Origin of the sequence: Haladaptatus paucihalophilus DX253 (assembly GCF_000376445.1) — an archaeon.
In the GTDB taxonomy this organism is placed as follows: Archaea; Halobacteriota; Halobacteria; order Halobacteriales; family Haladaptataceae; genus Haladaptatus; species Haladaptatus paucihalophilus.
Genome location: NZ_AQXI01000001.1, coordinates 480,951 through 503,515, shown reverse-complemented (window position 1 = coordinate 503,515; position 22,565 = coordinate 480,951). Strand labels below are relative to the sequence as shown.

Sequence of the window (22,565 nt, the reverse complement as noted above, 5' to 3'; positions counted from 1 at the left end):
CGTCGTGACTCACATCGAACCGAGGGACGACGCGACCGCATCCATCGCTTCGTCCGCCGCAGTCACGTCGCCGGTGAGGCTCAGAAAGCCGTGAGCCATACCGGGATAGTGGTCGTGTTCGACCGAAACCCCCGCGTCGGCGAGTCGGTCGGCGTACGCGATGCCCTCGTCCCGAAGCGGGTCGTGACCGCACGTGACGACGGTCGCTGGCGGGAGGTCTGAGAGGTCGCGCGCGCGAAGCGGCGACGCGAAAGGATTCCGGCCATCGACCGGACTCCGGAGGTAATGGCTCCAGAACCACTCCATGTCGGCGCGGGTGAGCAGCGGTCCGTCACCGTTCTCCTCGTAGGAATCCGTATCGAAGGCGTGATTCGTGATGGGATAGAGGAGGCTCTGGTGGGAGAGCGTCGGCCCGCCAAAGTCGCGGGCGTAGAGCGCGGTCGCGGCGGCGAGGTTGCCCCCCGCGCTCGTGCCAGCGACGCCGAGACGGGCGGGGTCGCCGCCGAACGCGGTCGCGTGGTCGGCCGCCCATTCGAGCGCGGCAACGGCGTCGTCCACCCCCGCCGGAAACGGGTGTTCCGGTGCGAGTCGGTAGTCCACGGAGACGACGACGCATTCGGCGCGGTTCGCCAGCTCTCGGCACACGCCGTCGATGGAGTCGAGCGTCCCGAGCGTCCACCCGCCCCCGTGATAGAACACGACGACTGGGGCGTCCTGCACGTCGGGGCGGTAGACGCGAATCGGAATCTCTCCGCGAGGGCCGGGAATCGAGAGGTTGCGAACGAACGCGACCTGCGCGCGGTTATCCGCGGTGAACACGTCGTCCTCGACGCGTCGCGCGCTCTCGACGGACAGGGCGTGCCACGGCGGAACACCCATCGCCTCGATTCGCGCCACCGCATCGGCCATTTCGTCATCCATACCGACTTCACCGTGGCAGGAAAGTTAAAGTCTCATCCCATCAACTTCGAATCATGTCACTCGAAGCGCGAACCCGCGACGCCACGACGGAGAGCCTCCGTCGGCTTCGAAACGCATACGGGATGTTTCCCGTCCACGACGAGCGGGTCGGGAACGACGCCGACTACTTCGAACACGGACGACGAAAAGCAGCGGACGGATGGCTCGGCGACGCCGCCGTCTGGGTGACCGACGCGAAGGACCGGGTAGCGATGATTCGCCATCCGAACGCGGCGAACGAGTGGGGTGTCCCCGGGGGCGGTCACGAACCCGGTGAAACCCTCTCCGAGACGGCCCGGCGCGAGGTGCGTGAGGAGACGGGACTCCGCTGTCGCCTGACGGACGTCCTCAACGTTCGGCGGAAGGAGATATTTCTCGAAACGGACCCGAGCGAGCGACTATTCGCACTCTCGGTACTCTTTTCGGGCGTCCGCGTCGGCGGCGAGTTGACGGTGGGAGACGACGTTCTCGACGCCCGGTGGTTCGACTCGCCGCCGGAGCGCGTCCTCGATTTTATCGAGCCACAGGTCGAACGCTGGCGCGATGGATGAGGTGGTCGGCGGAGACGTGTCACGCGGTGTCGAGATAGGGACAAGCTGACGACCCGCGAAACGGAAGTCGGGGACTCACGACCGACTGTCCGGGGCGCGTACAGTGAAGTAGCCGTGCCCGAAAGGATACGCATGGATACGGGGGCGGACGACGCGAAACGACGTGACGAGGCCGACCCGCTCGCTTCCGTTCGGGACCGGTTTTCGATTCCGGAGGGCGAACTGTACATGGACGGCAACTCGCTCGGCGTACACTCGTCGGACGCGGAGCGGGCGCTCTCGAACGCGGTCGAGGAGTGGAAAGAACTGGGAATCCGAGGCTGGACGGACGCCGACCCGGACTGGTTCCACTACGGGGAGCGCCTCGGCGACCGACTCGCGCCGCTCGTCGGCGCGGACGAGGCGGAGGTCGTCGTCGGAAACTCCACGACGGTCAACATCCACGCGCTCTTCTCGACGTTCTACGACGGCGGGGAGGTCGTCGTCAACGAACTCGACTTCCCGACGGACCACTACGCCATCCGCGCACAGATGCGACGGCTTGGTCTCGACCCGGACGACCACCTCGTCGTCGTCGAAAGCCGCGACGGGCGCACCATCGAAGAAGAGGACGTCATCGACGCGTTGACCCCCGAGACGTCGATTCTGTTCATGCCGTCCGTCCTCTACCGGAGCGGACAGTTGCTCGACCTGAAGCGACTGACGGACGCGGCACACGCCCGCGGCGCGCTGGCCGGGTTCGACCTCGCCCACTCGGTCGGCGCGGTACCCCATCGACTCTCCGAGTGGGGTGTAGATTTCGCCGTCTGGTGTAGCTACAAGTACCTGAACGCCGGACCGGGCGCAGTTGCGGGCCTGTACGTCAACGAACGCCACTTCGGCACCGAACCCGGACTCGCCGGATGGTGGGGACACGACAAGGAAACCCAATTCGAGATGGAGACGACGTTCACGCCCGCCGCGAACGCCGGAGCGTGGCAAATCGGCACGGTACCCGTCTTCAGCGCCGCCCCGCTCTTGGGGTCGCTCGAACCGTTCGAGGAGGTTGGAATCGACCCGGTGCGGGAGAAATCGCTGTCGCTCACCGACTTTCTCATCGAGATAGTGGACGAGTTGCCGGAGTATCGGGTCGGCACCCCGCGTGACCCCGAACGCCGGGGCGGACACGTCGCCGTCGAACACGAAGAAGCGTACCGCATCGGCGAGGCGCTGAAAGAGAGAGGCGTCGTCGTGGACTTCCGGCCGCCGAACGTCGTCCGGGTCTGTCCGGCACCCCTGTACGTCGGCTTTCACGACGTGTGGCGTGTCGGAGAGCACCTGCGCGAAATCGTCGAGACGCGAGAGTACGAGTCGCTCGACCGTCGCGGTGGCGGAGTGACGTAGCCGTAGCACGTATTACAGTCGCTGGCATTCGTTGTCGTATGAGTACCATCGCCGAAATAGAACTCCCGGCGAAGGAGTTTGCGCTCAGAACCGCCTTGGAGCGTGCGCCGAACGCCGAGTTCGATGTCGTTCGCGTGGCGGCACACGACGCGAATCACGTCATGCCCTACCTCTGGGTGACGGCGGACGACCTGGAGAAGTTGGATTCCGCCCTTCGTGCGGACAACAGCATCGATAAATTGAATCTCATCGAGGACCTCGGCGACGAGCGACTGTACCGGATGCACTGGGTGGACCAGATACACGTCGTCATTCACATCCTCGTCGAGGAGGAAGCGACCATCCTGAACCTCCACGGCAAGGAGGACCGCTGGCGGCTTCGCATCCTCTTTCCCGACCGCGACTCGCTGTCGGCGACGTACGACTTCTGTCAGGACACCGGCCTCTCGCTCGACGTGCGCAACATCTACGAGATAAGCGACACGCGCCACGGCCTGTACGGACTGACCGAAGAACAGCACGAAACGCTGATGATGGCGCTCGAAGCCGGATACTACGACGTCCCGCGAGACTCGACGGCGGACGACCTCGCTGGGGACCTCAGCATCTCCCATCAGGCGGTGTCCGAACGACTTCGACGCGGGCATCGGAGTCTCGTGAAAAACGCGCTCGCGCTCTCCCCGAGCGACGGCCGCGAGTGATCAGGCGTCGTTCATCCGCCGAACCGTCTCCTCGCCGCATTCGACACAGACGCTGACTCGGTACGGTTCGCGGGAAAACGAACTGTGCTTCGCCTGTTCGTTTTCCGTTCGAATCTCGATAGTGACGCGGTGTGGCGTCTCCGCCACACAGGTCGGACACTCCTCCGTCCTGTCCGCCTGCTGTTCATCGTTTTCGCTCCGTGTCGCTTTCGCGTTCTCGTTTTCGTTCCGCGCGTTTCCATCGTCCGGCGTTCGTGGTGGTTTTGCTTTCACTGGGAACCATCCTCGCATTGGACGCTCTTTCTGAAGGCGAAACAGTCGAGCCAGAACCGCTCGACGTCGCTCCTCGGCGGTTCCCCCTCGTGTTGCGGCGTCCCGTACAACCGCTCGGGGTTGTCGTCAACGGTAACCTCGTGTTGTGGGTCGCCGTACAGACGACGTTCATCGTCCGAGCCGTCCGCTTGGTCCGGCGCGTGACCCACTTGTATCGTGCTCATAGGTTTCCCCCTCTAACAAAACGAAGCGTCTCCGGCGTCAGGTGACTCGTGCCTGCACCCGCAAGTGGATGAAAAGGAGTGGTTTCCGTTCGTTGTAGGACGTCGAAGGTCAGTTCCCGCCGAAGACCGAGCCGAGTTGATCGCGCCACTCGTGGAGTTCCTTCAGTTCGCTCTCGATGTCCCCGATGTCGGAACGGAGCGTGTCGATCTTTTCGTCCATGCGCGTCTCGGTCGCCTCGACGGAATCCGAGAGGTCGGAGACGTCCTCGGAAAGCACCTCGATTTTTCCTTCGAGCGAATCGACCGTCTCGAAGTCGTCTCGGAGGTCTTCGAGTTCGTCGTCCAACGCGGACGCCTCTTGGGTGTTCGTCGCAACGAGGTCCTCCAAGTCGTCGAGCTGAGACGTGAGTCCGTCGAGGTTGGAGTCCAGTTCGCCCAACTCGTCGAGGTCGTCTTCGAGGTCGGCGAGGTCGCTTTCGAGTCCCGATTCGAGGCTGTCGATACTCGTTTCGAGACCGTCGAGGTTCGTTTCGAGGTCGGCGACGCGGGCGCGCGCCTGTGCACCCTCGTCCTTCGCGTTCTCTATCTCCGAACCCATCTCGTCGAGGTCGGCGCGAACCGATTCGACTTCGGATTCGAAGCCGTCGATGAGGGTTTTCGCCGTCCCGTTCTCGTCGATGAACTCCTCTAACGCCTCGGTGTAGGCCGCGAGGTCGTCCACCCGGGACTGGAGGTGGCGGATGCGGACGTTCGTGCTCTCGGGCGTGTCCAAATCGAGTTCCTGCTGGATGCGTTTGAGGTCGTCGTCGTTCACCTCCCCGGCGCGAATCTCGTCGGCGAGAGCGGCGGCGACGCTTCCGGGCCGCGGGGGTGACGCCGGGGGTTCGTCGGCGGTTTCGACGGGCGCTTCGAGGCTGTCGTCGTTCGACTCGTCCGCGTCGTCGCCCCCGTCGATGGAGTCGTCGCCCGGCTCGTCCGCGTCGATGATGTCGTCCTCCGAGCCAGCGAACGGACCATCTTCGGTATCCGAACCGGCAGGGTCCGATTCGTCGGGTGCGGAGTCCTCACCCGTCGAGTCAGCCGACGCGCTCGCCGCGTCCGCGAGCGGGTCCGTGGCACCGTCGTCCGCGTCGGCACTCGACCCGAGCGGGTCGGAGAGGGGGTCGTTTCCGACGTCGGCGAGCGGGTCAGCGGGGTCGTCGCCCGTTTCGGCGTCCTCGTCCAGTCCCGGCAGTCCGCTGTCGCCCGCGATGACGTCGCGGACGACCTGACTGCTGTCCTCGGAAACGATGTCGGTGATGGTGTGTTCCTCCATGCGCTCCTCGCCCTGCCCGCCGTCGTCCGTGACCGGCGTGACCTCTTCGAGTTCCGGTTCGATGAGGAACTTCTCGGCGTCGGACCAGTCCGACAGTCGAATCCCGTACACCGTCGTCAGCGACTCGTTCGGTTCGAGCGTCCGCTCGAACTGCACGCGGTGGTCCTTGTAAGCCGTCCAGTTCTCGTTCTCGTATTCGGGGTGGAATCCCACGTTGTCCATCGGAAAGTCGTCGGGAATTCGGTCCGTGATGCGGACCGTCACCGCGTCGTCGTGGTCCGACCGGAGTTCGAACCGAATCGCCGGGACCGCGAACGCCTCCCCATCGAACGATTTTTCGATCGTAACCCCGCTCTCCGAACTCGAAATCACTTCGTTCCCGCTACTGAAATCACTCATACTGTGCACATCCGAGAATGGATATATAAATCATGCGCCGATAGGATTATCGAACAACAGCTATTACGAAGAATATTTCCGTTCGTCGTAACGTTCGGGCTACCTAGAAGCCTCGATTTAGAGCCTCTTGGAGAGTATCCGAACACCGAATCCCAATACCCCACCTTTTATATCTACAATCAATCATTCACTGTGATTCGGAGGTTTATAGTATCGGAATCAGACACGTCGAATCCGTTCTCCCTCGAAGTCGTCTCGACGCCGCGCGCGGCGAACCGATGTCGGGCCTCGTCGAGCGCCGCCCGGTCGGGGACGACGAGTTCGAACCACAGCAACCCGCGCCCCGCGGTCGGTTCCGTGCGGTCGTTCCACGTGTTCAGGCCGATGTGATGGTGATAGTCGTCTGTCGCGAGGAAGAGCGCGGACGGGCCGAACCGCTGACGAATACGGGTTCCAAGCGTCTCGACGTAGAACTCCCGGGCGGCGGAGAGTGACGAGACTTCGAGGTGGACGTGCCCGACGGTCGTTCCGGACGGGACCGTTTCGGCGTCCGTCCGCTGTTCCCGGAGTTCGTCGATGTCGAGCGGCAGCGTCTCCATCCGAACGCTCCCGTCTTCCTCGACGGACCACTCCTCGCGGGGGCGGTCACGGTAGATTTCGACGCCGTTCCCTTCGGGGTCCGTGAGGTAGAGCGCCTCGCTTACGCGGTGGTCGGACGCGCCGGACAGCTCCCAGTCGTTCTCGATGCGCACGAGCGCATCCGCCACGGCGCTCCGCGAGGGGACGAGAAACGCCGTGTGAAACAGTCCCGCTTCGGTTCGTCTCCGCACGGGAGCGTCGGCGTCCGCGACCAGTTCCAAAAGCGGAACGCCACCAGCGCCGAGGACGGCGGTTTCGCCGTCCTCCCGCAGGCGTTCGAGTCCGACGACGGTCTCGTAAAAGCGACGCACTCGGTCGAGGTCGTTGACTCGGAGTGCGACGCGACCGACGGTCGTTTCGGGAGAAATTGTGGACTCCATGATAGTCAGTACGGTCAGTACCGTGTGTAGAGTCGGGTGAGAAGACCGTGTATCTTTCCGAAGGGGAAGATTACTCCTCGTCCGCTTCGTCGTCCGATCCGGTACCGTCGTCGGCCACGTCCGCCGTGTCTTCCTCGTCCACGTCGTCCGAGATGTCCTCGACTTCGATACTGACCGGTTCGGTTTCGGACACCTCGTCGTTCAGGTGGCTGTCGAGGTTGAACACCGTGTTCAGCTCCTGTTGTACCTGGTCCACGATACCGCCGACGAGTTCGCTCGGCGCGATGGCCGTGTACTCGTACGGGTTGTTTCCGGCACCCGAACTCTCGCGTTTCTCGCGGAAGACGTTCTCCTCCTCGTGGAGTTCGGCGAGCGATTCGCGGACCGTGCTCGGATACAGCCCCGTCCCTTCGGCGATTTCCTCGCTGGTACTCCCCGGATTCTGCCGGAGGTAAACGTAGATTCGCGCGCGCGTCTCGGTGTCGAGCACCCACGAAAGCAGGTCCACGATACCTTGGTCGAACCCTTCGACCGCGCGGTCCGCCTCCTCTCCGAGGCGTTTCCGACCGCGCGACAGCGGTTTTTCGCCTTCCACCTCGTCCGCATCCAATTCGTCGCCGACGGCCTCCGCGTCGTCCGCACCGCTCGTATCGACGGGTATCTCGTCGCCGGTATCCTCGGAGTCGTTCCGTTCGTTGTCAGCGTCGTCCCCAGTCATGTCGTTCTCAGAAGGACAAAAGTCAGTAGCGCGTAAAAAACTTGCCTACAGCAAAAGGGATTCACACACCGTCTCGAAGCCGTCTTCCTCGTGGAGTCGCCGTTGACACTCGGCACCGCTCTCCGCGTCGTAGATGTCGCCGATGCCGCTGACGCCGAGGCGGTCGCACTCGCGGTCAACCACCTCGCCGAGCGAGATTTCGCCGTCACAGTCGCGGTCGATAAAGGAAGCGTCGTGGCCGTAGCGTATCGCACGCCACTTGTTCTCGTCCAGCAGTTCGCGGCGGTGGCGGTAGCCGGACTCGCCGTCCTCGTAGCGCTCCACGAGGTCGGTCACGAGGGCGTGGGTGTACTCCACGAACGCGAGCACGCGTTCCGGGTCGGCCTGCCCGTCGGGTGTTCGAACCTCGACCGTCCCGTGGCCGGAGTGGGGGCGAACGTCGTACCAGAGTTCGCCGCGGTCGTTTATCGACCCCGTTTCGACCATCGTCCGCTCGAACTCGGAGAACGCCTCGTAATCCTCGAAATCGGTCGGCATGCCGGTGTTCGGCAGCGCCTCGAATATCTTCGCCCGTGCTGACTGCAAGCCGGTGTCGTAGCCGTTCCAATACGGCGAGTTGGCCGATAACGCCAGCATGACGGGGAGATACCAGCGAATCTCGTTTGCCACCCAGACGGCCGCGTCCGCGTCGTCCACGCCGACGTGGACGTGTAGCCCGGCGGTCGTGTTGCGGTGTTGCGGGTACTGAATTCGGTCGAGTTGCGCTCGGTAGCGCGGCTTTTCGGCGTGATCCAGTTCACGCCACTTCGCGCCGGGGTGGAGACCCGCCGCCGCGATGCCGAATCCCTGCGAACTGGCGTGCTCGACGAGAGCTTCGCGTACTCGCCTCACATTGTCGTCAACGTCCGAAAGCGTCGTTTTCGGCGTTTGCGTCTCGATGACGCATTTGAACAGTTCGTGGTCCAAGCGACCGTCGAGTATCTCCGGTGGGTCGGTCTGGTAGACGAGTTCGTCTGTCCCTGCGGTCGGGACGCCTCGCTCGTCGACGACGTAGAACTCCTCTTCGACGCCGAGCGTCCCTAGGTCGGTGAAATTCTCGGCCGAACCCAAATCCATTTTTCGAGATTTAGCCACCCGAGACGTAAATACTTCCGGTGACGGTCACACCTTCCGGGGAACGGCCACGACGCCGAGATGGTCCACGTGGAACGGTTCGAGTCGTCGGGTTTCGATGATTTCGTACCCCTCCCGAAGCGTGTCGAGCGCGCGCTCGAACACGGTTTCCGGGTCGCTCGCCACGTCCTCGCTTCGGGCTTTGATGGCGAGAAGTAGCCGACCGTCCTCCCGAAGGAACCGCGCGTTTTCACAGGCCACGCGGGCCTGTCCCCGCGTCGCCACGTCCTGAACGAGCACCTCGACGTCAGATTCGACGACGTGCGCGTACGTCTCGGGTTTTCGCGCGTCCTTCAGCAGCGGAAAGAGATTTTCGCGGGCGTCCACCGCGTCGAGCAGGTCGCGGGTCGGTCGCGGTGCGAATTCGACCGCGTACGTCGGCCCGGAGAAGTCGGCGACGTGGCTCACCGTCGTTCCGCTCGCCGCTCCGAGGTAGAGCACCGTCTCGCCACCGTCCAGACCGGTGTCCATCCCGTGTTCCAGCATGGCGGCTAACTTCGAGCGCCGAGCGTCCCAACAGCGCCAGTCCCCGTCGGTCGGTTCGCCGTAGACCGGGTGACCCTTCGTCGCCAGTCGGTCGTCGCCGCCGAACGTCCGCCGTTCGACGCCATCGGGGAGCGTCATTCGTCACCCCGCGACTGAATCGCGTCCATCCGGCGGTCGAGTTCCGCCTTCAGTTCCGGGTTGTGTTCGCCCGAGTAGTGGTCGATTCGCGCCGCGATGACGAGTTTCCCGGACAGCGTGCGCGCCGCCGACCCGCGCTGGTCCGGTGGGGCCGCCCGAACCGCTTCGTGCGTGTAGATGATGCCGTGTTTCGGCGAGGAGGCGTGTCCGCGGAGGTGTGCGAACAGCGCGTTCTCCGCGCCGAGCACCTGTACCGTCCCGCCCGGCATCTTCGCCAGCGATTCGAGTCCCCCGGCCAGCGCAATGAGTCGCGCGGCGAGCACCGGGTCGGCGAGCGTGGCGAGATTCGGCGCGACCGCCGGTGCCTGTCGCTCCACGAACGACCGGAGTGTATCGCGCTCGTCGGCGAGGTCCGCGACCCGCTCCGCCAGCGACACCACCCGCTCCTCGACCGGCGTTTCGGGGTCGCTCTCGGCGAGTTCGCGGGCGTATCCGACGCCCGTTCCGGCGTCGGGATACAGCGTTCCCGCCCACTCCGCGACGCGTTCAGCGAGTTCGTTCGCCTCCGATTCACAGTCGTCCATCGCGCGCACCGCGTGCACGAGTTGGCGGTCGTCCGCCCGTTCGCGCTCCGTCACCGCGTCCCGCGTCGCTCGGATGGTAGCTTTTCGAAGCTTCGCGTAGTAGTCCGCGTCGTCCTCGGCAAACCCGGCTTTGACGGCCCGCTCGGGCCAGTCCGCCGGTGCGTCGGCGCTCCCCTCCCGGATGGCGCGCGCGCCGTCCTCCACGTCGTCCGGTTCGACGCCCGCGAACCACCCCAGTTCGCCACCCGCCGTCTCGGCGTCCGATTCGGTCATGGCCGTGGGTTGTGCGCCTTCTCGTTTAAACCTACGTTTACGCGCTCTCCGGTGCCTGTCACGGGGAGTGCGTGCGGCGGTGGCCGCATCGCGCTGTCGTCGGATTTCGTCTCCCGGTGTGCGAGGCGATTTCAGTGTATAGTAGTAAGAAATAGTATTTTTTAGTATAAATTGATAGTTTCGCGGAGAGTTTGGGAGGTTCACGAGGCGAGTTAGTACACCGGTTTCATCGCACCGCACAGGAACTCACGCCGACAATCGTGGCATCGCGTAACGGAAAGCAAAGTGAATTCGGCACGTTGCCATCGGACCGCACCACGGTGGAGTCCGGTCACAGGGGACCGGACGGATGAAGCCATCTCGTCACAAAAGACGGACTGTTTCTGCCGTTCATCCAACCCTTTTCGTCCCGATACGAGCAGTTAAGACCCACCCGCAGAGTTGGAAGTTATGGCCGGTCTCTACGCGCATCCCGACTACTACGAGATTGCCTTCGATTTCCGCGATGTGGCGGCCGAAGTAGACTTCTTCGAAGCCTGTATCGACCGATTCGGCGAGCGGTCGAATCGTCCGGATTCCGTCCTCGAAATCGCCTGTGGCCCGTCTCCGTATCTGCTCGAATTCGACGCGCGGGGCTACGAGTTCACCGGCTTGGACAACTCCTCGGAGATGATTTCCCACTCCATCGAAAAGGCCCGCGAACACGACATCGAAGCGACGTTCCTCCGGCGAGACATGGCGGACTTCGTTCTACCGAGCGACGTCGATTTCGCGTTCTGTGCGCTCGGGTCGCTGTATCTCGATTCGAACGAGGCCCTGCTGTCGCATCTCGATTCGATGGCCGACGCGATGACACCGGGGTCGCTCTACTGCATCGACGGCTCCATCGATTTCGCGGGCGGCACGTCCTCCCAAAGCGAATGGGAAACGACGCGTGGAGACACGACGGTTCGGTTCGGCATCGAACAGGAACCGATACACACGACGGAGCAGTTGGTTCGACAGACGCTGACGACGCGCGTCGAGACGCCCGAGGGAACGCGGCACTTCCGCGAGGAGTACGTACGCAAGACGTTCGCGCCCCAAGAGTTCCGCATGCTCCTCGAACGGACCGAGTTCGACCACGTGGGGTGGTTCGACAGCTTCGACCTCTCGACCCCCGTCGAGGACTGTGAACCGGGTACGCTCCACCGACCCGTGACGGTCCTCAGGAGGCGCTGATGTTCGTCTCCGTTTGGGACTGGCAGGTCGAAATCGACGACGCGCTGGTCGCCGAACCGCTCGACGAAATCCGTCAACAGGTCGGCGAGTACGCGGCGGGCGAACGGCGGTCGTTCGACCTCACCGTGGACTATCCAGACTCTTTCACCGGACGGGTCATGGCCGCGATGGCCGACGTGCCGCGCGGCGAGACGCGGACGTACGGCGACATCGCCGACGAACTCGACACCGCGCCGATAGCGGTCGGACAGGCCTGTGGTCGCAATCCCGTGCCGCTGGTCGTGCCGTGCCATCGCATCGTCGGCGCGAACGATTTAGGCGGGTACTCCGGCGGACGGGGGGACCGCCTCGGACTGAAAAAACGGCTGCTCGACCTCGAATCCGACTGACTATCCGTCCGGTGCGATGCGTTTGACGCGTCCGGTAATCCCGGACTCCAACTCGACTTTCACGCCGCCGGGTTCGCTGTGCTCCTCCGAGAGAATCTTCGCGATATCGCCACGGAGCGGTTCGGCTTCGTCCGCGTTCTCGGCGTTGGTCTGCTCGATTTCGACGGTTATTCCGCGGCGCAACTCCTCTCGCGTCGGTCGATTTGCGGACATACGACGAACTGCAACGGACGGCGGAAAAAACGTGTTGGCCATCTCCATTCGTGTATGGAATCAGACCCATTTATTCACCCTACAAAAGAATTATGTTTACTTTCTCCATAGCTGTTGGTGCGGACCCATCAACACGTCCCCTCGTCGGGACACAAAACCCCTACTCGAACTTCTCGAACGGCTGTTCACAGCCGTTACAGTAGTGCATCGACCGACAGAGCGACGGCCCTTTCGGGTGTTCGCGGTGGGTGTCCGTCGAACCGCAGTAGGGACACTCCGCGCCCGTTTCCTCGCCGCTCGTCGTGACGCTGGGGTCGAGTCGTCTCATATGCTCAGTCCGAACTCCCTGAGGTCGTCTTTGCCCTGTTCGGTCACCATCTCGATGGACCACGGCGGATTCCAGACGAGTTCGAGGTCCGCGTCCTCGACGCCTTCGACCGCCGCGACGTCGTTCACTATCTCCTCGGTCAGCATCTTACGGGCGGGGCATCCGGTGTACGTCAGCGTCATGATGACGGTGACGCTCGCTCCGGCGGCGTTGCTATCGTCACGGGACTCCTCGGGAGTCTCGCACTCGACCCCGTAGATCAGCCCCAGATCGACGATGCTGATGGGCATCTCGGGGTCTTCGATGTCGTACAGCGCGTCCCAGACGCGCCGTTCGAGGCCGGTCGCTCCCTCGCCCGTCGCGGGCAGTTCGTCGGGGGACCGTTCGCTTTTCGTGTAGTCGGTGTACGCACACGCGGTCGGTTCGGAGTCGGTGTCGAACTCCTGTGGGTCACTACTCATTATCTGGGTCCGGCATGATTCGGTGGGCTTCGGTTCGCCCGAGGTCCCGGTACGTCCGCGTCATGTCGTCGTGAAGGTCGGCCCAGTCGTCGGTGTGATTTCCGTCTCGTCCGATGTGCTCGGGGAGCAGTTCGTCTACGTCGTCCTCGGATTCGGCGGGCACGTCCACGCCGAGCGACGCGAGGAACGGGACCGTGATGTCGAGCCACTGCTCGCGCATCGAGTCGAGCGACTCGGTTCGAATCCCGAGTTCGTCGATGTCCTCGCTGGCGTCGCCCGCTTCGAACAGCGTCAGCGCGTACGGGAACAGTCGGTCAACAGCCGCCTGTACGCGTTCTACCCCCTCGTCGTCGCTCGTCAGCCGTTCGAGCCAGTTCTGGGCGTGCTCGCGGTGGTAGTTCTCCTCGCTCAAAATCTTCGCCACGCGGTCCGCGATTCGCGGATACGACGTATCTTCGAGGGCTTCGAGTCGGAGTTCCTCGGCAACGTCGTAGAAGTATCCGCGCACGATGGCGTCGGCCCAGTCGCCGGTTTCGAACGGGCGTTCGACGAGCGTCGAGTGGCGGAAGTCCGCGGGGTCGCGCTCGAAGATGAGTTCGGCTTCCGTGTAGCCGAAGTCCTGCAACAGGTCGTACCAGAGCCGGGCGTGGCCGAGTTCGTCCTGTGCGATATTCGAGATGGCGAGGTCGGATTCGAGCGTTGGCGCGCGAACCTGCCACTCGGTGTAGCGCTCCGCGAGGACGAGTTCGTCGTCGGCGAGTCGGCGGAGCAGGCTTTCGACGGCCGCTCGCTCCGCATCGCCCAGTTCGTCGGGTCCGGCGAGTTGTGCCGACATTATGCCTCACTCCGTCGTCGGTCCGCGTCTTCCTGTTCGCTCTCGGAGTCCTCGATTTCCTGTGCGAAACTGGAGTCGATGGTGTTGTACGCCATCACCCAGCGGTAGGATTTGTTCGTCGTGCCGCCGAAGGCGGTTTCGTCGGCATCGACTTCGCCGATTTCGTCCTTCGGGACGACCCAGAGGCTGTTGGTCGGCTTGCGACGCCCGTGTTGGACTTGGGCGAACATGAGCGCCATGTCGCGGTCCGGCGCGTGGACGTTTCCGCAATGGGTGTGATACTTGCCCGCTTCTTCCTGTCGGAACACTTCCCAGATCATGTTAATCAGCCGCCACCGGCGTGTTCGAACCGCTCGATTCCCAGTCGTCCAGTACGTCACGAACCCATTCCGCCGCGTCCTGTGCGTGTTTGCGGCCGTTTATCTGACCGACGCCGGGTTCGTAGCTGTTCTTCGCGATTTGGAAGAACTCGTCCCAGTCGAGGTCGTCCTCGCGCACTTTGTACGTCCCCGTCTCCTCGTCACGCTCGATGCGGGGTTCGTCGGGAATTTCCAATCCGTACTTCTTCGCCTTCGGGATGTAGGCGTTGAGGAAGGCGTTGCGGAGGTCGTCGTTCGTCATCGTCTTCAACCCGACTTCGGCGGAGAAGTCGTGGTGGGTGCTCTTCTCGTTGGTCGGCCCGAAGAACTGGATGATGCGGGGCCACCACTCCTCGAAGGCCTCCTGCATGAGTTCCTGTTCCTTCTTCGACCCCATCGAGAGTTCGCGCATGATATCCTCGCCGTGTTTGACGTGGAAGCCCTCTTCGAAACACACCTTGTCCATGGCGTGTGCGTAGGGTTCCCAACTCGTGCGCTTCAGGGTCGCCTGTCGGCGCATCGCCGCGCCGTCAACGAAGAAGGCGATCATCGGCGTCTCCCACCAGTTTTCCATCTCGTAGTGGAAACAGTTCAGGAACTTCCCTTCGCCGTTCGCCAACTCGTCCAGCATCTGGTCGCGGGTCTTGATACCGAGCGATTCTGCGGCGCGATAGAGCAGTTGCCCGTGGCCGATTTCGTCCTGCACCTTCGCGCTGAACGCCAGTTTGCGGTCGAGGCTCGGCGCCTGTCGAATGAACGGGCGTTCCAGATACGCCCCCATGATTTCGGAGTTCGCGTGGAACTGAATCATTCGGGTCGCCGCCTTGCGGTACTCCTCCGGCATGTCGTCCTTCGGACTGAACTGCCGGGGTCCGGCCCGCTCCTTGACGGTTGCTATGTCCATGGTCGATAGTTATGGAGCCCAACCCATACCGATTCGCCCGTCCATGTACGGGGTTTAAATATGCCGAGCGCATACAATCGCGGCATGATTGACGAGTGCCTCGTCGTCGAATTCGCCGTAACGGGCGACGACTGCCCGTTGGCCGAGGCGTCGCGCGAGACGGGGGTTCGTATCGACTGCCAACCGCCACAACATCGGGACGATGGCTACGCCCTGCTCCGGTTCAGCGCTCCCGCAGAAAACGACGGTCTCGCCGACTTTCTCGACGAAGACGACCGTATCCGATACCTCCACGTTTCCACGACCGACGGCAGACAGAACTTCCGCTGTCTCTCGAAGCACGCGTGCGTCGTCCACGAACTGACCAACGTCGGGTTCATGGCCGAGTCGCTCCGCTACCGCGACGGCGATGCGAAGTTTACGGGGGCGGTCGTCGGCCACGACGTCCTCCAAGGCGTGCTCGAAGCCGCCGGTGAAACGGTCGGGATGCGACTGGAGCGCGTCCATCAACTCGGGTCCGAGGACGAGAACGTCGTCGCCCAGCAGTGGGACGTGACACCCGCACAGGAACGTGCCCTCCGAACCGCACTGGAATCGGGCTATTTCAGCGTCCCGCGCGGGGCAACCGCGAGCGACGTCGCCGACGAACTCGGCATCAGCAAGTCGGCGTTTTTAGAGCGTCTCCATCGGGCCGAGCGGTCGATGTTCGCACAGATATTCGCGTAGCTGTCGCGGGCGGAAACCCGACGCAAGGTTCATGTTCCGGTGCCAGATATTCCCTCCCGTGCCCACGTCCGACGTCCCCTCTCGACCGGAGATCATCCTCCTCGTCTTCGGCTATCTCTCCATCTCGCAAGCCCACGTCCTCCCGGATGGAGCGGCCGTTCTCGGCTACGCGACCGGGTTCTTCCTGTTCGTGTTGATTCCGTTATTAATTTTGGACGAGACTGACTCCCGGTCGGAATCCAGTAGTTCGAAATAGCGCCCGTTCGATTTTCTCACATGGACCTCGTTACGGCACTCTCGGCGGATTCCGGGCTCCTCTGTGTCGTCGGAGCGGGTGGGAAAAAATCGACGCTGTACACGCTGGCGTCCCATCTCGACAGGGCCGTCGTCACGGCGACGGTCCGAATCCCGATTTTCGATGACCACGTTCGGGAAGTCGTCGTCACTGATTCACCGGGGGAAACACTCCACAGGGTCGAGGAATGGCCCGTTGGGGTCGTACCGGAACAGGAGCGACCCGATCGCTATCGAGGATACGACACCGAGACGGTGGCGTCGCTTCGGGACCGGACCGACGCGCCGGTTCTCGTGAAGGCGGACGGCGCGCGGACGCGGCTTCTGAAGGCACCGAACGACCGCGAGCCACAACTCCCGTCGAACGCCGACGTCGTCGTTCCGATTGCGAGCGCTCGCGTCGTCGGCAAGCCGCTGACCGAGGAGTTCGTCCATCGACCGGAGCGAGTGGCGTCGCTCACGGGGCGCGAAGCGGGCGAAGAACTCCGTGCGTCAGACGTGGCTACCGTGCTGGCGAGCGCGCGCGGCGGGATGAAGGACGTTCCCGAGGAGGCGACGGTCGTTCCGGTCGTGAACATGGTCGACGACGGGGAGTTGGAAGCCGTGGGACGGGACATCGCGGAGCGAGTGCTGGCGAGTGCGAACGTTTCCCGCGTCGTCCTCACGAGGATGATGGCGGACGAACCCGTGGTTGCGGTCGTCGAATGAGAGCACGAGTGGGTCGGGGTACAGGAAACCCGTATGGCGAACAGACGGCACGGCCGGACGTGAAGCGGTGTGCCGTACTCCCGCGGGTCGCTTCACGGCGCTTTGTGGCGGATGGCGAGTGTGGCCGCGCGCTCGGATATAAACCTCAGGTTCCTTCGAGTTGGGTTTCGGCGCGTTCGAACTCCTCGCGCGTGTTGACGTTCTCGAAGGAGTCGAGCGAGCCGTGTTCCCGGAGTTCGTCCTCCTCGACCACGACGTATTCGAGGTCGAACAGCGGTTCGACGATTCGTCGCTCGCCGCGGGCGAGGGCGGCGGCGCACGCCTCGACCATGGGTTCCGGTCGGTACACGGCGTGCGTGGGTTGGAACCATCCGTCGCCGAGTCGAGGGACGGCGGCGTCGTAGCCGTCCACTCGATTCAACAGGAACGAGACGATTGCCGGGTCCACGAAGGGCATGTCACAGGCGACGACGACGGCGTAGTGGTGGTCGCACGCCGCGAGTCCGGTACGGATTCCGGCCATCGGTCCGGTGTCGGGGTCGGTGTCGATGGCAAAGCGAACGGGGAGCGGATAGTCGCTCATGGCGTCGTCGATCGTCGCGCGTTGGTCTTCCCGACAGTTGACGACGAGTTCGTCGACGACATCGACGAGTTGGTCGGCGACGCGGCGAATCATCGGCACTCCCGCGAGCGGAGCGACCGCTTTGTCCGATTTCCCGAATCGAGTCGAGCGACCTCCGGCGATGACGACACCTGCGGGCATGGTTTTTCGTACGTGGCGGGTGAGTAAGTTTCTGTGGCCGAGGGGATTTTCCCCATGCAATTCCTCGGTTCGAAACGAATGGCGTCTCCATCGACCGCTCGGCTTCTTCGAATCGACCTCTCGTCTCGCAGAGCCGAAAGCGAACCGGTCCCCGCGTCGTGGTCACGGCGGTTCGTCGGCGGAAAGGGACTTGCGGCGCGATATCTCTACGACGAATTGGATGCGGGTATCGACCCGCTCGGACCCGAGAACGCCCTGCTGTTCATGCCCGGACCGTTGACGGGCACCGTCCCCGGCGAGTCGCGCTACGCGGTGGTTACGAAATCGCCGCTCACCGGAACGTTTCTGGATTCGTACTCCGGCGGGTCGTTTCCCGACCACCTCGCCGCCGCGCTGGGAAACCACGTCGGCGTGCTGTTCACGGGCGCGTCCGCCGACCCCGTTTCCGTGCGAATCGAGGACGGGGACGCGACGGTCGAACCGACCGACGAGCTGTGGGGTTCGACGGTCGAGGAAACGTGTGACGCGTTCGAGCGACCGACGGCCTGCATCGGTCCCGCGGGGGAAAGGGAGGTTCGATACGCGACCGTCGCGTCCGACGGCGGGGACCACCACGCGGGTCGCGGCGGTGCCGGTGCCGTCATGGGGTCGAAGGGTATGAAAGCCGTCGTCGCGGTCGGCGAACCGGGGCGTGGCGAGGCGGAGTCGAACTACGGGAGCACCGACATCGGCCGGTGGCAGACGTCGAGCGAAACGCTCGAAACGGTCGATTTCGCCAACGAGGTCGGCGTCCTCCCGACGAGAGGGTGGCAGGAAGGGTCCTTCGAGGGCGCGGACGACATCGGCATCGAGAGCGCGCGCGAACGGGCCGTCGCGCGGGAGAACCCGGACGACGAGGTGGCCGGTGGGTTTCGCGTCGAGAGTAGCGAGGGCGAAACGGTGCCGCGTGGCGCAACCGCCATCTCGCTCGGGTCCGGGTTGGGCATCGACGATTTCGACGCGGTAGCGGTACTCGGCGCGGCGTGCGACGACCTCGGTCTCGACCTCATCAGCGCGGGCAACGCCGTCGCGTGGACAATTCGCGCGGCGACGGAGGGCGTCCTTTCGCGCGACATCGAGTTCGGCGACGACGAGGCGGCGCGCGACCTCTTGGAGGAAGTCGCGTATCGCTCGTCCGAACTCGGCGACGTGCTCGCGGATGGAGTAGACGCGGCGGCGGCGCGGTACGGCGGTGAAACACTCGTTCCGACGGTGAAGGCGATGGATTTGCCGACCTACGACCCCCGCGGCGCTCCCGCGATGGCGCTCGCGTACGCCACCAGCGACCGCGGAGCCTGCCACCGCCGGGCGCGTCCCGTCCTCGAAGAGGTGTTCGCGGCCGGGTCGTGGACCGACGAGCGCCGCGCGGAAGCGGTCATCGAGGAGCAGGACTTGCGGTCGCTCCTCTGGAGCCTCGTCGTGGACGATTTCGCTGGCGAAGCGCTGTGGAACGAGGCTGGGGCCGAGTGGTTGCACGAGTCGGGAATCGGTCTGTCGGCGGACGAACTTCGGCGGGTCGGCGAGCGGGTCTGGACGCTGACTCGACTGTTCAACGTCCGCGAAGGGTTCGACCGGGAGGACGACGCGCTCCCGGCGATGCTCGCAGAACCGTTGCGAGGCGGCCCGAACGACGGGGCGCAACTCGACCCCGAGGAGTTCGAGCGGTTGCTGTCGGTCTACTACGAAAAACGCGGCTGGGACGAAACGGGGCGGCCCACCCGCTCGCTACTCTCCCGGTTGGGACTCGATTCGGTCGTGGACGACGAAACCCCCGTCGGGAAGGAGTAGATCCGTTTTTGCGCTCGGTGGTCGTTTCCGGTGGTGTGTCCCTCGATTCAGTCGTCGCCCGTCGTCTGCTCTCCGGGCCTTCCTTCGAGCGTTCCCGTCGGCGGTTCGACGGGGAGGGGGTCCTCGTCGGTGTCCGGGCCGAGCGGTTCGATTCGAACGCTCGTCACCTTGTACTCGGGGATGTAGGACGTCGGGTCGAGCGCGTGTTGGGTGAGTTCGTTGATGGCCCCGTGCGCGAAGTGCATCGGGATGAAGACGACGCCGGGGTCCGAGGTTTCCTCCACGTTGGCCTTCGTCACGATGTCCCCGCGTCGGGACGTGACGCGGACGTACTCGCCGTCCTTCACGCCGAGTCGGTCGGCCATCTCCGGATGGATGGTGACGAAACTCTCGGGCACGTGGTCCATCAGCACCTCGACGCGGCGGGTCATGGTGCCGGTGTGCCAGTGGTAGAGCACCCGGCCGGACGTGAGCATCAACGGATACTCCTCGTCCGGGAGTTCGACCGGGCCGCCGTAGTCCGCCGGGACGAACCGGGCCTTGCCGTCGTCGAAGTTGAACTCGTCCTCGTACAGGAACGGCGTTCCGGGGTCGTCCTCGTCCTCACAGGGCCACTGAAGTCCTTCCGGCGTGGATTCGAGACGGTCGTAAGTGACGCCGCCGTAAATCGGCACGAGGTCGTTGATTTCGTCCATCACGTCCACCGGGCCGTCGTAGTCCCAGTCGAAGCCGAACCGACCGGCGAGGTCCGCGAGAATGTCCGAATCGGTTCGCGCTTCTCCCGGCGGTTCGACGGCGGGGCGGACGCGCTGGACGCGCCGTTCCGTGTTCGTGAACGTGCCGGACTTCTCGGCGTTCGACGCCGCGGGGAGCACCACGTCGGCAAACTCGGCCGTCTCGGTGAGGAAGATGTCCTGTACGACGAGGAAGTCGAGTTCCTCGATTGCGTTCTCGGCCTCGCGGATGTCGGGTTCCGAGAGCACGGGGTTCTCGCCCATGATGAACATGCCCTTGATGTGGCCTTCCGTGATGGCCTCGTACTGTTCGGGCAATCGGAGACCGATTTCGTCCGGCGGTCTGACGCCCCACGCGTCCTCGAACTTGTCGAGCACGTCGTCGTCCGAGAGGTCCTGATAGCCCGGCAGGGTGTGTGGTGCCGGACCCATGTCGCCGCCGCCGCCCTGCACGTTGTTCTGCCCGCGGAACGGAGACACACCGGCGCGCGGTTTCCCGAGGTTGCCCGTCACCAGCGCGAGGTTCGTCAACGCGATGACGTTCCGCGTTCCGTGTGCGTGCTGGGTCATCCCCATCGCCCAGCCGAAGATGCAGGTGTCGGCCTCGGCGATGGTTTCGGCCGCGTTCGTGAGTTCCTCCGGGGGAACGCCCGCGAGTTCTTCGACCTTCTCGGGCGTGAACGGCTGGACCTTCTCCTTCAATTCGTCGAAGTGCTTGGTGCGCTCCTCGATGAACGCCTCGTCGTGGAGGTCGTTCTCGATAATGTATCGCACCATGCCGTTTATCCACGCGATGTCCTCGCCGGGTTTGGTCTGCGTGTACTGGGTCGCGTGCTCGGCCAGACCGATTTTGCGGGGGTCGAAAACGAACAGGTCCGCGCCGTCATCGACGTTCTGCTTGATTCGCGTCGCCAGCACGGGATGGCTTCCCGTGGTGTTCGACCCGGTGATGAGATAGCAATCGGTCTTCCCGATGTCCTCGTTGATGCGGTTCGACATCGCGCCGTAGCCGAGCGTCTGCTGGAGTCCGGCCACGGTCGATGAGTGACAGAGCCGGGCGCAGTTGTCCACGTGCTTCGTGTGCAACACCTGGCGGGCGAACTTCTGGGCGAGGAAGTTCTCCTCGTTCGTACACTTCGAGGAGGAGGTGACGGCGATGGCGTCGTCGCCGGTCTCCTCGCGTATCTTCGACAACCCTTCGTACACCTTGTCGAGGGCTTCCTCCCACGTCGCCTCGCGGAACTCGTCGCCTTCGCGGATGAGCGGCGTGGTCAGGCGGTTCGGGCTGTTCACGAAGTCGTAACCGAACTTGCCCTTCACGCAGGTCGAGAAGTCGTTCGCGGGCGTCGCGTCCTCGTCCGCCGGTCGGACGCCGAGCACTTCGCCGTCCTTGCCGTACAGGTCGAACCGACAGCCGACGGCGCAGTAGTTACAGGTCGTTTCGGCTTTCGTCACGCCGGAGAGGCGCGGGCCGCTGACGAGTTCGGCGACGTCGAACATATGCCCGATGTTCAGCGTCTCGGAGGCGGATTTCTCGGCGACGTGTTCGGTCTCTTCGAGCAATTCGTCCTTCACGCGCTCGCCGGTTTCCCGCGCTTTCCCCTTCGCCTTCGCCATGAACCGCGCGACGCCGGAGAGTTCTTCCTCGTCGCGTTCGCCGGGTACGTTCCGGTTCGGCGCGGTGGACGTATCGGACGTTTCGGCGTGGTCCACTTCGATGGTCTTCCCGATGGAGTTCTTCTGGTTGAATCCGGGGAGCGGGATGGTCGCCGAGTCGGTCAGGCCCTGTTCGACCAGCGAACCCGTCGGGCAGACGGTCGCACAGTGGCCACAGGAGACGCACGTCGAATCGCTCATCGTCTCGGCGTCGCTCTGGAAGCCGATTCGGGTGTCCTGTCCTTGGCCCTCGATTCGGAGGACGCCTTCGACCTGCACGTCGTTGCAGGCCTCGACACAGCGATTACAGAGGATGCACTTGTTCCGGTCTATCTGGATGGCGGCCGACGTGTCGTCGATGGGTTCGTACTCGTCGCGGTCCTCGAACACGCCGTAGCGGGGCTCCTCGACGCCGTTCTCGATGGAGGTGTCCTGTAGCTCACAGCGGCCGTTCTGCCCGCACGTGGTGCACCTGAGGTTGTGATTCGAGAGCACCAAATCGAGGTTGACGTCGCGGGCGTTCGCCGCGTCCTCGGCGTCGGTCCGCACCGTCAGGCCGTCCTCCGCGGGGAAACTGCAGGACGGAACTAAGCCATGTTCGTCCGTCTCCACCATGCACGTCCGGCATTCCGAACGCGGTCCGATGTTGTCGCCCTGATCGGTGTCCCGGTCGTAGTAACAGAGCGCCGGGACGTGTCCGTCCGTCTCCACCGCGTCGATGGCGTCGATGAGCGTCGAACCCGGCGGCACGGCTATCGGGTGGCCGTCCACCGTCACGTGATTCATTCCATCGCCGTCCGCACCGAAGTCGGGGTCGTTCGCCGTCCCCGTGACGAAATCCTCGGTCAGCGGCGTGCTCGGTCGCGGGTCTTCGATGTCCGGCACACCGGGTTTGGGTGCGGCCGGAGCGGTGTCTTCGATTCCTGATTGCTCGTCTGAACTCATTTTGT

At 64.0% G+C, this 22,565-nt stretch carries 26 protein-coding genes; 9 read left to right on the top strand and 17 right to left on the bottom strand.

The window, feature by feature from the left end:
* Positions 1-9: 9 nt before the first annotated feature.
* Entirely contained in the window at positions 10-921 is a 912-nt protein-coding gene (locus tag B208_RS0102850; RefSeq protein WP_018128691.1) for an alpha/beta hydrolase, read from the bottom strand.
* Positions 922-974: 53 nt separating this feature from the next.
* Between B208_RS0102850 and B208_RS0102845 the strand changes: the two genes are divergently transcribed.
* From B208_RS0102845 to B208_RS0102835, 3 genes are all read left to right on the top strand, one after another.
* Positions 975-1,511, top strand: coding sequence for an NUDIX hydrolase (locus B208_RS0102845; RefSeq protein ID WP_007978931.1), 537 nt, complete (start codon positions 975-977; stop codon positions 1,509-1,511).
* 132 nt (positions 1,512-1,643) lie between these two features.
* On the top strand, positions 1,644-2,894 hold the full coding sequence (kynU, locus tag B208_RS0102840) for a kynureninase (RefSeq protein WP_007978932.1): 1,251 nt from the start codon (positions 1,644-1,646) through the stop codon (positions 2,892-2,894).
* A gap of 38 nt (positions 2,895-2,932) precedes the next feature.
* Positions 2,933-3,595: a helix-turn-helix domain-containing protein gene (locus tag B208_RS0102835; RefSeq protein ID WP_007978933.1), complete on the top strand. Its 663-nt coding sequence runs from the start codon at positions 2,933-2,935 to the stop codon at positions 3,593-3,595.
* Here B208_RS0102835 and B208_RS0102830 read toward each other — a convergent pair whose 3' ends face one another.
* The 8 genes from B208_RS0102830 to B208_RS0102795 all read right to left on the bottom strand — a co-directional run bounded on the left by B208_RS0102830 (position 3,596) and on the right by B208_RS0102795 (position 10,197).
* On the bottom strand, positions 3,596-3,868 hold the full coding sequence (locus tag B208_RS0102830) for a DUF7835 family putative zinc beta-ribbon protein (protein ID WP_007978934.1): 273 nt from the start codon (positions 3,866-3,868) through the stop codon (positions 3,596-3,598).
* Entirely contained in the window at positions 3,865-4,092 is a 228-nt protein-coding gene (locus B208_RS0102825; protein ID WP_007978936.1) for a hypothetical protein, read from the bottom strand. The genes B208_RS0102830 and B208_RS0102825 overlap by 4 nt, the downstream gene beginning before the upstream one ends.
* A 109-nt stretch (positions 4,093-4,201) precedes the next feature.
* Positions 4,202-5,806, bottom strand: coding sequence for a hypothetical protein (locus tag B208_RS0102820; RefSeq protein WP_007978938.1), 1,605 nt, complete (start codon positions 5,804-5,806; stop codon positions 4,202-4,204).
* 179 nt (positions 5,807-5,985) lie between these two features.
* Positions 5,986-6,825: a VOC family protein gene (locus tag B208_RS0102815; RefSeq protein WP_007978940.1), complete on the bottom strand. Its 840-nt coding sequence runs from the start codon at positions 6,823-6,825 to the stop codon at positions 5,986-5,988.
* Between the two features lie 70 nt (positions 6,826-6,895).
* Entirely contained in the window at positions 6,896-7,543 is a 648-nt protein-coding gene (locus B208_RS0102810; protein WP_007978944.1) for a winged helix-turn-helix transcriptional regulator, read from the bottom strand.
* Between the two features lie 45 nt (positions 7,544-7,588).
* The gene (locus B208_RS0102805; RefSeq protein ID WP_007978945.1) at positions 7,589-8,659 is read right to left on the bottom strand and encodes a glutamate--cysteine ligase; all 1,071 of its coding nucleotides are present in this window, start codon (positions 8,657-8,659) and stop codon (positions 7,589-7,591) included.
* 45 nt (positions 8,660-8,704) lie between these two features.
* On the bottom strand, positions 8,705-9,340 hold the full coding sequence (locus B208_RS0102800; RefSeq protein ID WP_007978947.1) for a fibrillarin-like rRNA/tRNA 2'-O-methyltransferase: 636 nt from the start codon (positions 9,338-9,340) through the stop codon (positions 8,705-8,707).
* The gene (locus B208_RS0102795; protein WP_007978948.1) at positions 9,337-10,197 is read right to left on the bottom strand and encodes an NOP5/NOP56 family protein; all 861 of its coding nucleotides are present in this window, start codon (positions 10,195-10,197) and stop codon (positions 9,337-9,339) included. The genes B208_RS0102800 and B208_RS0102795 overlap by 4 nt, the downstream gene beginning before the upstream one ends.
* Before the next feature lie 450 nt (positions 10,198-10,647).
* On the opposite strand from B208_RS0102795, the gene B208_RS0102790 reads away from it, so the two are divergent.
* On the top strand, positions 10,648-11,418 hold the full coding sequence (locus tag B208_RS0102790) for a class I SAM-dependent methyltransferase (RefSeq protein WP_007978949.1): 771 nt from the start codon (positions 10,648-10,650) through the stop codon (positions 11,416-11,418).
* The gene (locus B208_RS0102785) at positions 11,418-11,807 is read left to right on the top strand and encodes a methylated-DNA--[protein]-cysteine S-methyltransferase (RefSeq protein WP_007978950.1); all 390 of its coding nucleotides are present in this window, start codon (positions 11,418-11,420) and stop codon (positions 11,805-11,807) included. Before B208_RS0102790 ends, B208_RS0102785 begins: the two co-directional genes overlap by 1 nt.
* Here B208_RS0102785 and B208_RS0102780 read toward each other — a convergent pair whose 3' ends face one another.
* The 6 genes from B208_RS0102780 to paaA form a co-directional block, all read right to left on the bottom strand.
* The gene (locus B208_RS0102780; protein WP_007978951.1) at positions 11,808-12,020 is read right to left on the bottom strand and encodes a DUF2196 domain-containing protein; all 213 of its coding nucleotides are present in this window, start codon (positions 12,018-12,020) and stop codon (positions 11,808-11,810) included.
* A gap of 160 nt (positions 12,021-12,180) precedes the next feature.
* Positions 12,181-12,348: a 1,2-phenylacetyl-CoA epoxidase subunit PaaE gene (gene paaE, locus B208_RS24130; RefSeq protein WP_007978952.1), complete on the bottom strand. Its 168-nt coding sequence runs from the start codon at positions 12,346-12,348 to the stop codon at positions 12,181-12,183.
* Positions 12,345-12,809, bottom strand: coding sequence for a 1,2-phenylacetyl-CoA epoxidase subunit PaaD (paaD, locus tag B208_RS0102770; RefSeq protein WP_007978953.1), 465 nt, complete (start codon positions 12,807-12,809; stop codon positions 12,345-12,347). The genes paaE and paaD overlap by 4 nt, the downstream gene beginning before the upstream one ends.
* Positions 12,802-13,644: a 1,2-phenylacetyl-CoA epoxidase subunit PaaC gene (paaC, locus tag B208_RS0102765; RefSeq protein WP_007978954.1), complete on the bottom strand. Its 843-nt coding sequence runs from the start codon at positions 13,642-13,644 to the stop codon at positions 12,802-12,804. The genes paaD and paaC overlap by 8 nt, the downstream gene beginning before the upstream one ends.
* Complete coding sequence (paaB, locus tag B208_RS0102760; RefSeq protein ID WP_007978955.1) at positions 13,644-13,964, bottom strand: 1,2-phenylacetyl-CoA epoxidase subunit PaaB; 321 nt, start codon at positions 13,962-13,964, stop codon at positions 13,644-13,646. The genes paaC and paaB overlap by 1 nt, the downstream gene beginning before the upstream one ends.
* Position 13,965: 1 nt before the next feature.
* Positions 13,966-14,907, bottom strand: coding sequence for a 1,2-phenylacetyl-CoA epoxidase subunit PaaA (gene paaA / locus B208_RS0102755; RefSeq protein WP_007978957.1), 942 nt, complete (start codon positions 14,905-14,907; stop codon positions 13,966-13,968).
* Positions 14,908-14,991: 84 nt separating this feature from the next.
* Here paaA and B208_RS0102750 point away from each other — a divergent pair, with 84 nt between their 5' ends.
* Genes B208_RS0102750 through yqeC form a run of 3 tightly spaced genes read left to right on the top strand, consistent with a single transcriptional unit; the run spans position 14,992 to position 16,635 of the window.
* A complete protein-coding gene (locus B208_RS0102750; protein ID WP_007978959.1) occupies positions 14,992-15,633 on the top strand; it encodes a helix-turn-helix domain-containing protein in 642 nt (213 codons plus the stop codon).
* Positions 15,634-15,691: 58 nt separating this feature from the next.
* Positions 15,692-15,889 (top strand): hypothetical protein, encoded by a 198-nt coding sequence (locus B208_RS0102745; protein ID WP_007978961.1) that lies wholly within the window; start codon positions 15,692-15,694, stop codon positions 15,887-15,889.
* Positions 15,890-15,909: 20 nt separating this feature from the next.
* Positions 15,910-16,635, top strand: a complete 726-nt coding sequence (gene yqeC / locus B208_RS0102740; RefSeq protein ID WP_007978963.1) for a selenium cofactor biosynthesis protein YqeC — start codon at positions 15,910-15,912, stop codon at positions 16,633-16,635.
* 145 nt (positions 16,636-16,780) lie between these two features.
* On the opposite strand, the gene B208_RS0102735 is transcribed toward yqeC, so the two are convergent.
* The gene (locus B208_RS0102735) at positions 16,781-17,398 is read right to left on the bottom strand and encodes a molybdenum cofactor guanylyltransferase (RefSeq protein WP_007978964.1); all 618 of its coding nucleotides are present in this window, start codon (positions 17,396-17,398) and stop codon (positions 16,781-16,783) included.
* A gap of 78 nt (positions 17,399-17,476) precedes the next feature.
* Here B208_RS0102735 and B208_RS0102730 point away from each other — a divergent pair, with 78 nt between their 5' ends.
* Positions 17,477-19,225 carry an aldehyde ferredoxin oxidoreductase family protein gene (locus tag B208_RS0102730; RefSeq protein WP_026177709.1) on the top strand — a complete coding sequence of 583 codons (1,749 nt, stop codon included), beginning with the start codon at positions 17,477-17,479 and terminating at the stop codon, positions 19,223-19,225.
* Positions 19,226-19,272: 47 nt separating this feature from the next.
* Here the strand turns inward: B208_RS0102730 and fdhF are convergent, their stop codons facing one another.
* Entirely contained in the window at positions 19,273-22,560 is a 3,288-nt protein-coding gene (gene fdhF / locus B208_RS0102725; protein WP_007978967.1) for a formate dehydrogenase subunit alpha, read from the bottom strand.
* Between the last annotated feature and the right edge of the window lie 5 nt (positions 22,561-22,565).

What these genes read in the sequence shown, in the direction of transcription:
- B208_RS0102850 (WP_018128691.1), bottom strand. Translation starts at nt 921, where the DNA reads ATGGATGACGAAATGGCCGATGCGGTGGCGCGAATCGAGGCGATGGGT.
- B208_RS0102845 (WP_007978931.1), top strand. Translation starts at nt 975, where the DNA reads ATGTCACTCGAAGCGCGAACCCGCGACGCCACGACGGAGAGCCTCCGT.
- kynU (WP_007978932.1), top strand. Translation starts at nt 1,644, where the DNA reads ATGGATACGGGGGCGGACGACGCGAAACGACGTGACGAGGCCGACCCG.
- B208_RS0102835 (WP_007978933.1), top strand. Translation starts at nt 2,933, where the DNA reads ATGAGTACCATCGCCGAAATAGAACTCCCGGCGAAGGAGTTTGCGCTC.
- B208_RS0102825 (WP_007978936.1), bottom strand. Translation starts at nt 4,092, where the DNA reads ATGAGCACGATACAAGTGGGTCACGCGCCGGACCAAGCGGACGGCTCG.
- B208_RS0102820 (WP_007978938.1), bottom strand. Translation starts at nt 5,806, where the DNA reads ATGAGTGATTTCAGTAGCGGGAACGAAGTGATTTCGAGTTCGGAGAGC.
- B208_RS0102815 (WP_007978940.1), bottom strand. Translation starts at nt 6,825, where the DNA reads ATGGAGTCCACAATTTCTCCCGAAACGACCGTCGGTCGCGTCGCACTC.
- B208_RS0102810 (WP_007978944.1), bottom strand. Translation starts at nt 7,543, where the DNA reads ATGACTGGGGACGACGCTGACAACGAACGGAACGACTCCGAGGATACC.
- B208_RS0102805 (WP_007978945.1), bottom strand. Translation starts at nt 8,659, where the DNA reads ATGGATTTGGGTTCGGCCGAGAATTTCACCGACCTAGGGACGCTCGGC.
- B208_RS0102800 (WP_007978947.1), bottom strand. Translation starts at nt 9,340, where the DNA reads ATGACGCTCCCCGATGGCGTCGAACGGCGGACGTTCGGCGGCGACGAC.
- B208_RS0102795 (WP_007978948.1), bottom strand. Translation starts at nt 10,197, where the DNA reads ATGACCGAATCGGACGCCGAGACGGCGGGTGGCGAACTGGGGTGGTTC.
- B208_RS0102790 (WP_007978949.1), top strand. Translation starts at nt 10,648, where the DNA reads ATGGCCGGTCTCTACGCGCATCCCGACTACTACGAGATTGCCTTCGAT.
- B208_RS0102785 (WP_007978950.1), top strand. Translation starts at nt 11,418, where the DNA reads ATGTTCGTCTCCGTTTGGGACTGGCAGGTCGAAATCGACGACGCGCTG.
- B208_RS0102780 (WP_007978951.1), bottom strand. Translation starts at nt 12,020, where the DNA reads ATGTCCGCAAATCGACCGACGCGAGAGGAGTTGCGCCGCGGAATAACC.
- paaE (WP_007978952.1), bottom strand. Translation starts at nt 12,348, where the DNA reads ATGAGACGACTCGACCCCAGCGTCACGACGAGCGGCGAGGAAACGGGC.
- paaD (WP_007978953.1), bottom strand. Translation starts at nt 12,809, where the DNA reads ATGAGTAGTGACCCACAGGAGTTCGACACCGACTCCGAACCGACCGCG.
- paaC (WP_007978954.1), bottom strand. Translation starts at nt 13,644, where the DNA reads ATGTCGGCACAACTCGCCGGACCCGACGAACTGGGCGATGCGGAGCGA.
- paaB (WP_007978955.1), bottom strand. Translation starts at nt 13,964, where the DNA reads ATGATCTGGGAAGTGTTCCGACAGGAAGAAGCGGGCAAGTATCACACC.
- paaA (WP_007978957.1), bottom strand. Translation starts at nt 14,907, where the DNA reads ATGGACATAGCAACCGTCAAGGAGCGGGCCGGACCCCGGCAGTTCAGT.
- B208_RS0102750 (WP_007978959.1), top strand. Translation starts at nt 14,992, where the DNA reads ATGATTGACGAGTGCCTCGTCGTCGAATTCGCCGTAACGGGCGACGAC.
- yqeC (WP_007978963.1), top strand. Translation starts at nt 15,910, where the DNA reads ATGGACCTCGTTACGGCACTCTCGGCGGATTCCGGGCTCCTCTGTGTC.
- B208_RS0102735 (WP_007978964.1), bottom strand. Translation starts at nt 17,398, where the DNA reads ATGCCCGCAGGTGTCGTCATCGCCGGAGGTCGCTCGACTCGATTCGGG.
- B208_RS0102730 (WP_026177709.1), top strand. Translation starts at nt 17,477, where the DNA reads ATGGCGTCTCCATCGACCGCTCGGCTTCTTCGAATCGACCTCTCGTCT.
- fdhF (WP_007978967.1), bottom strand. Translation starts at nt 22,560, where the DNA reads ATGAGTTCAGACGAGCAATCAGGAATCGAAGACACCGCTCCGGCCGCA.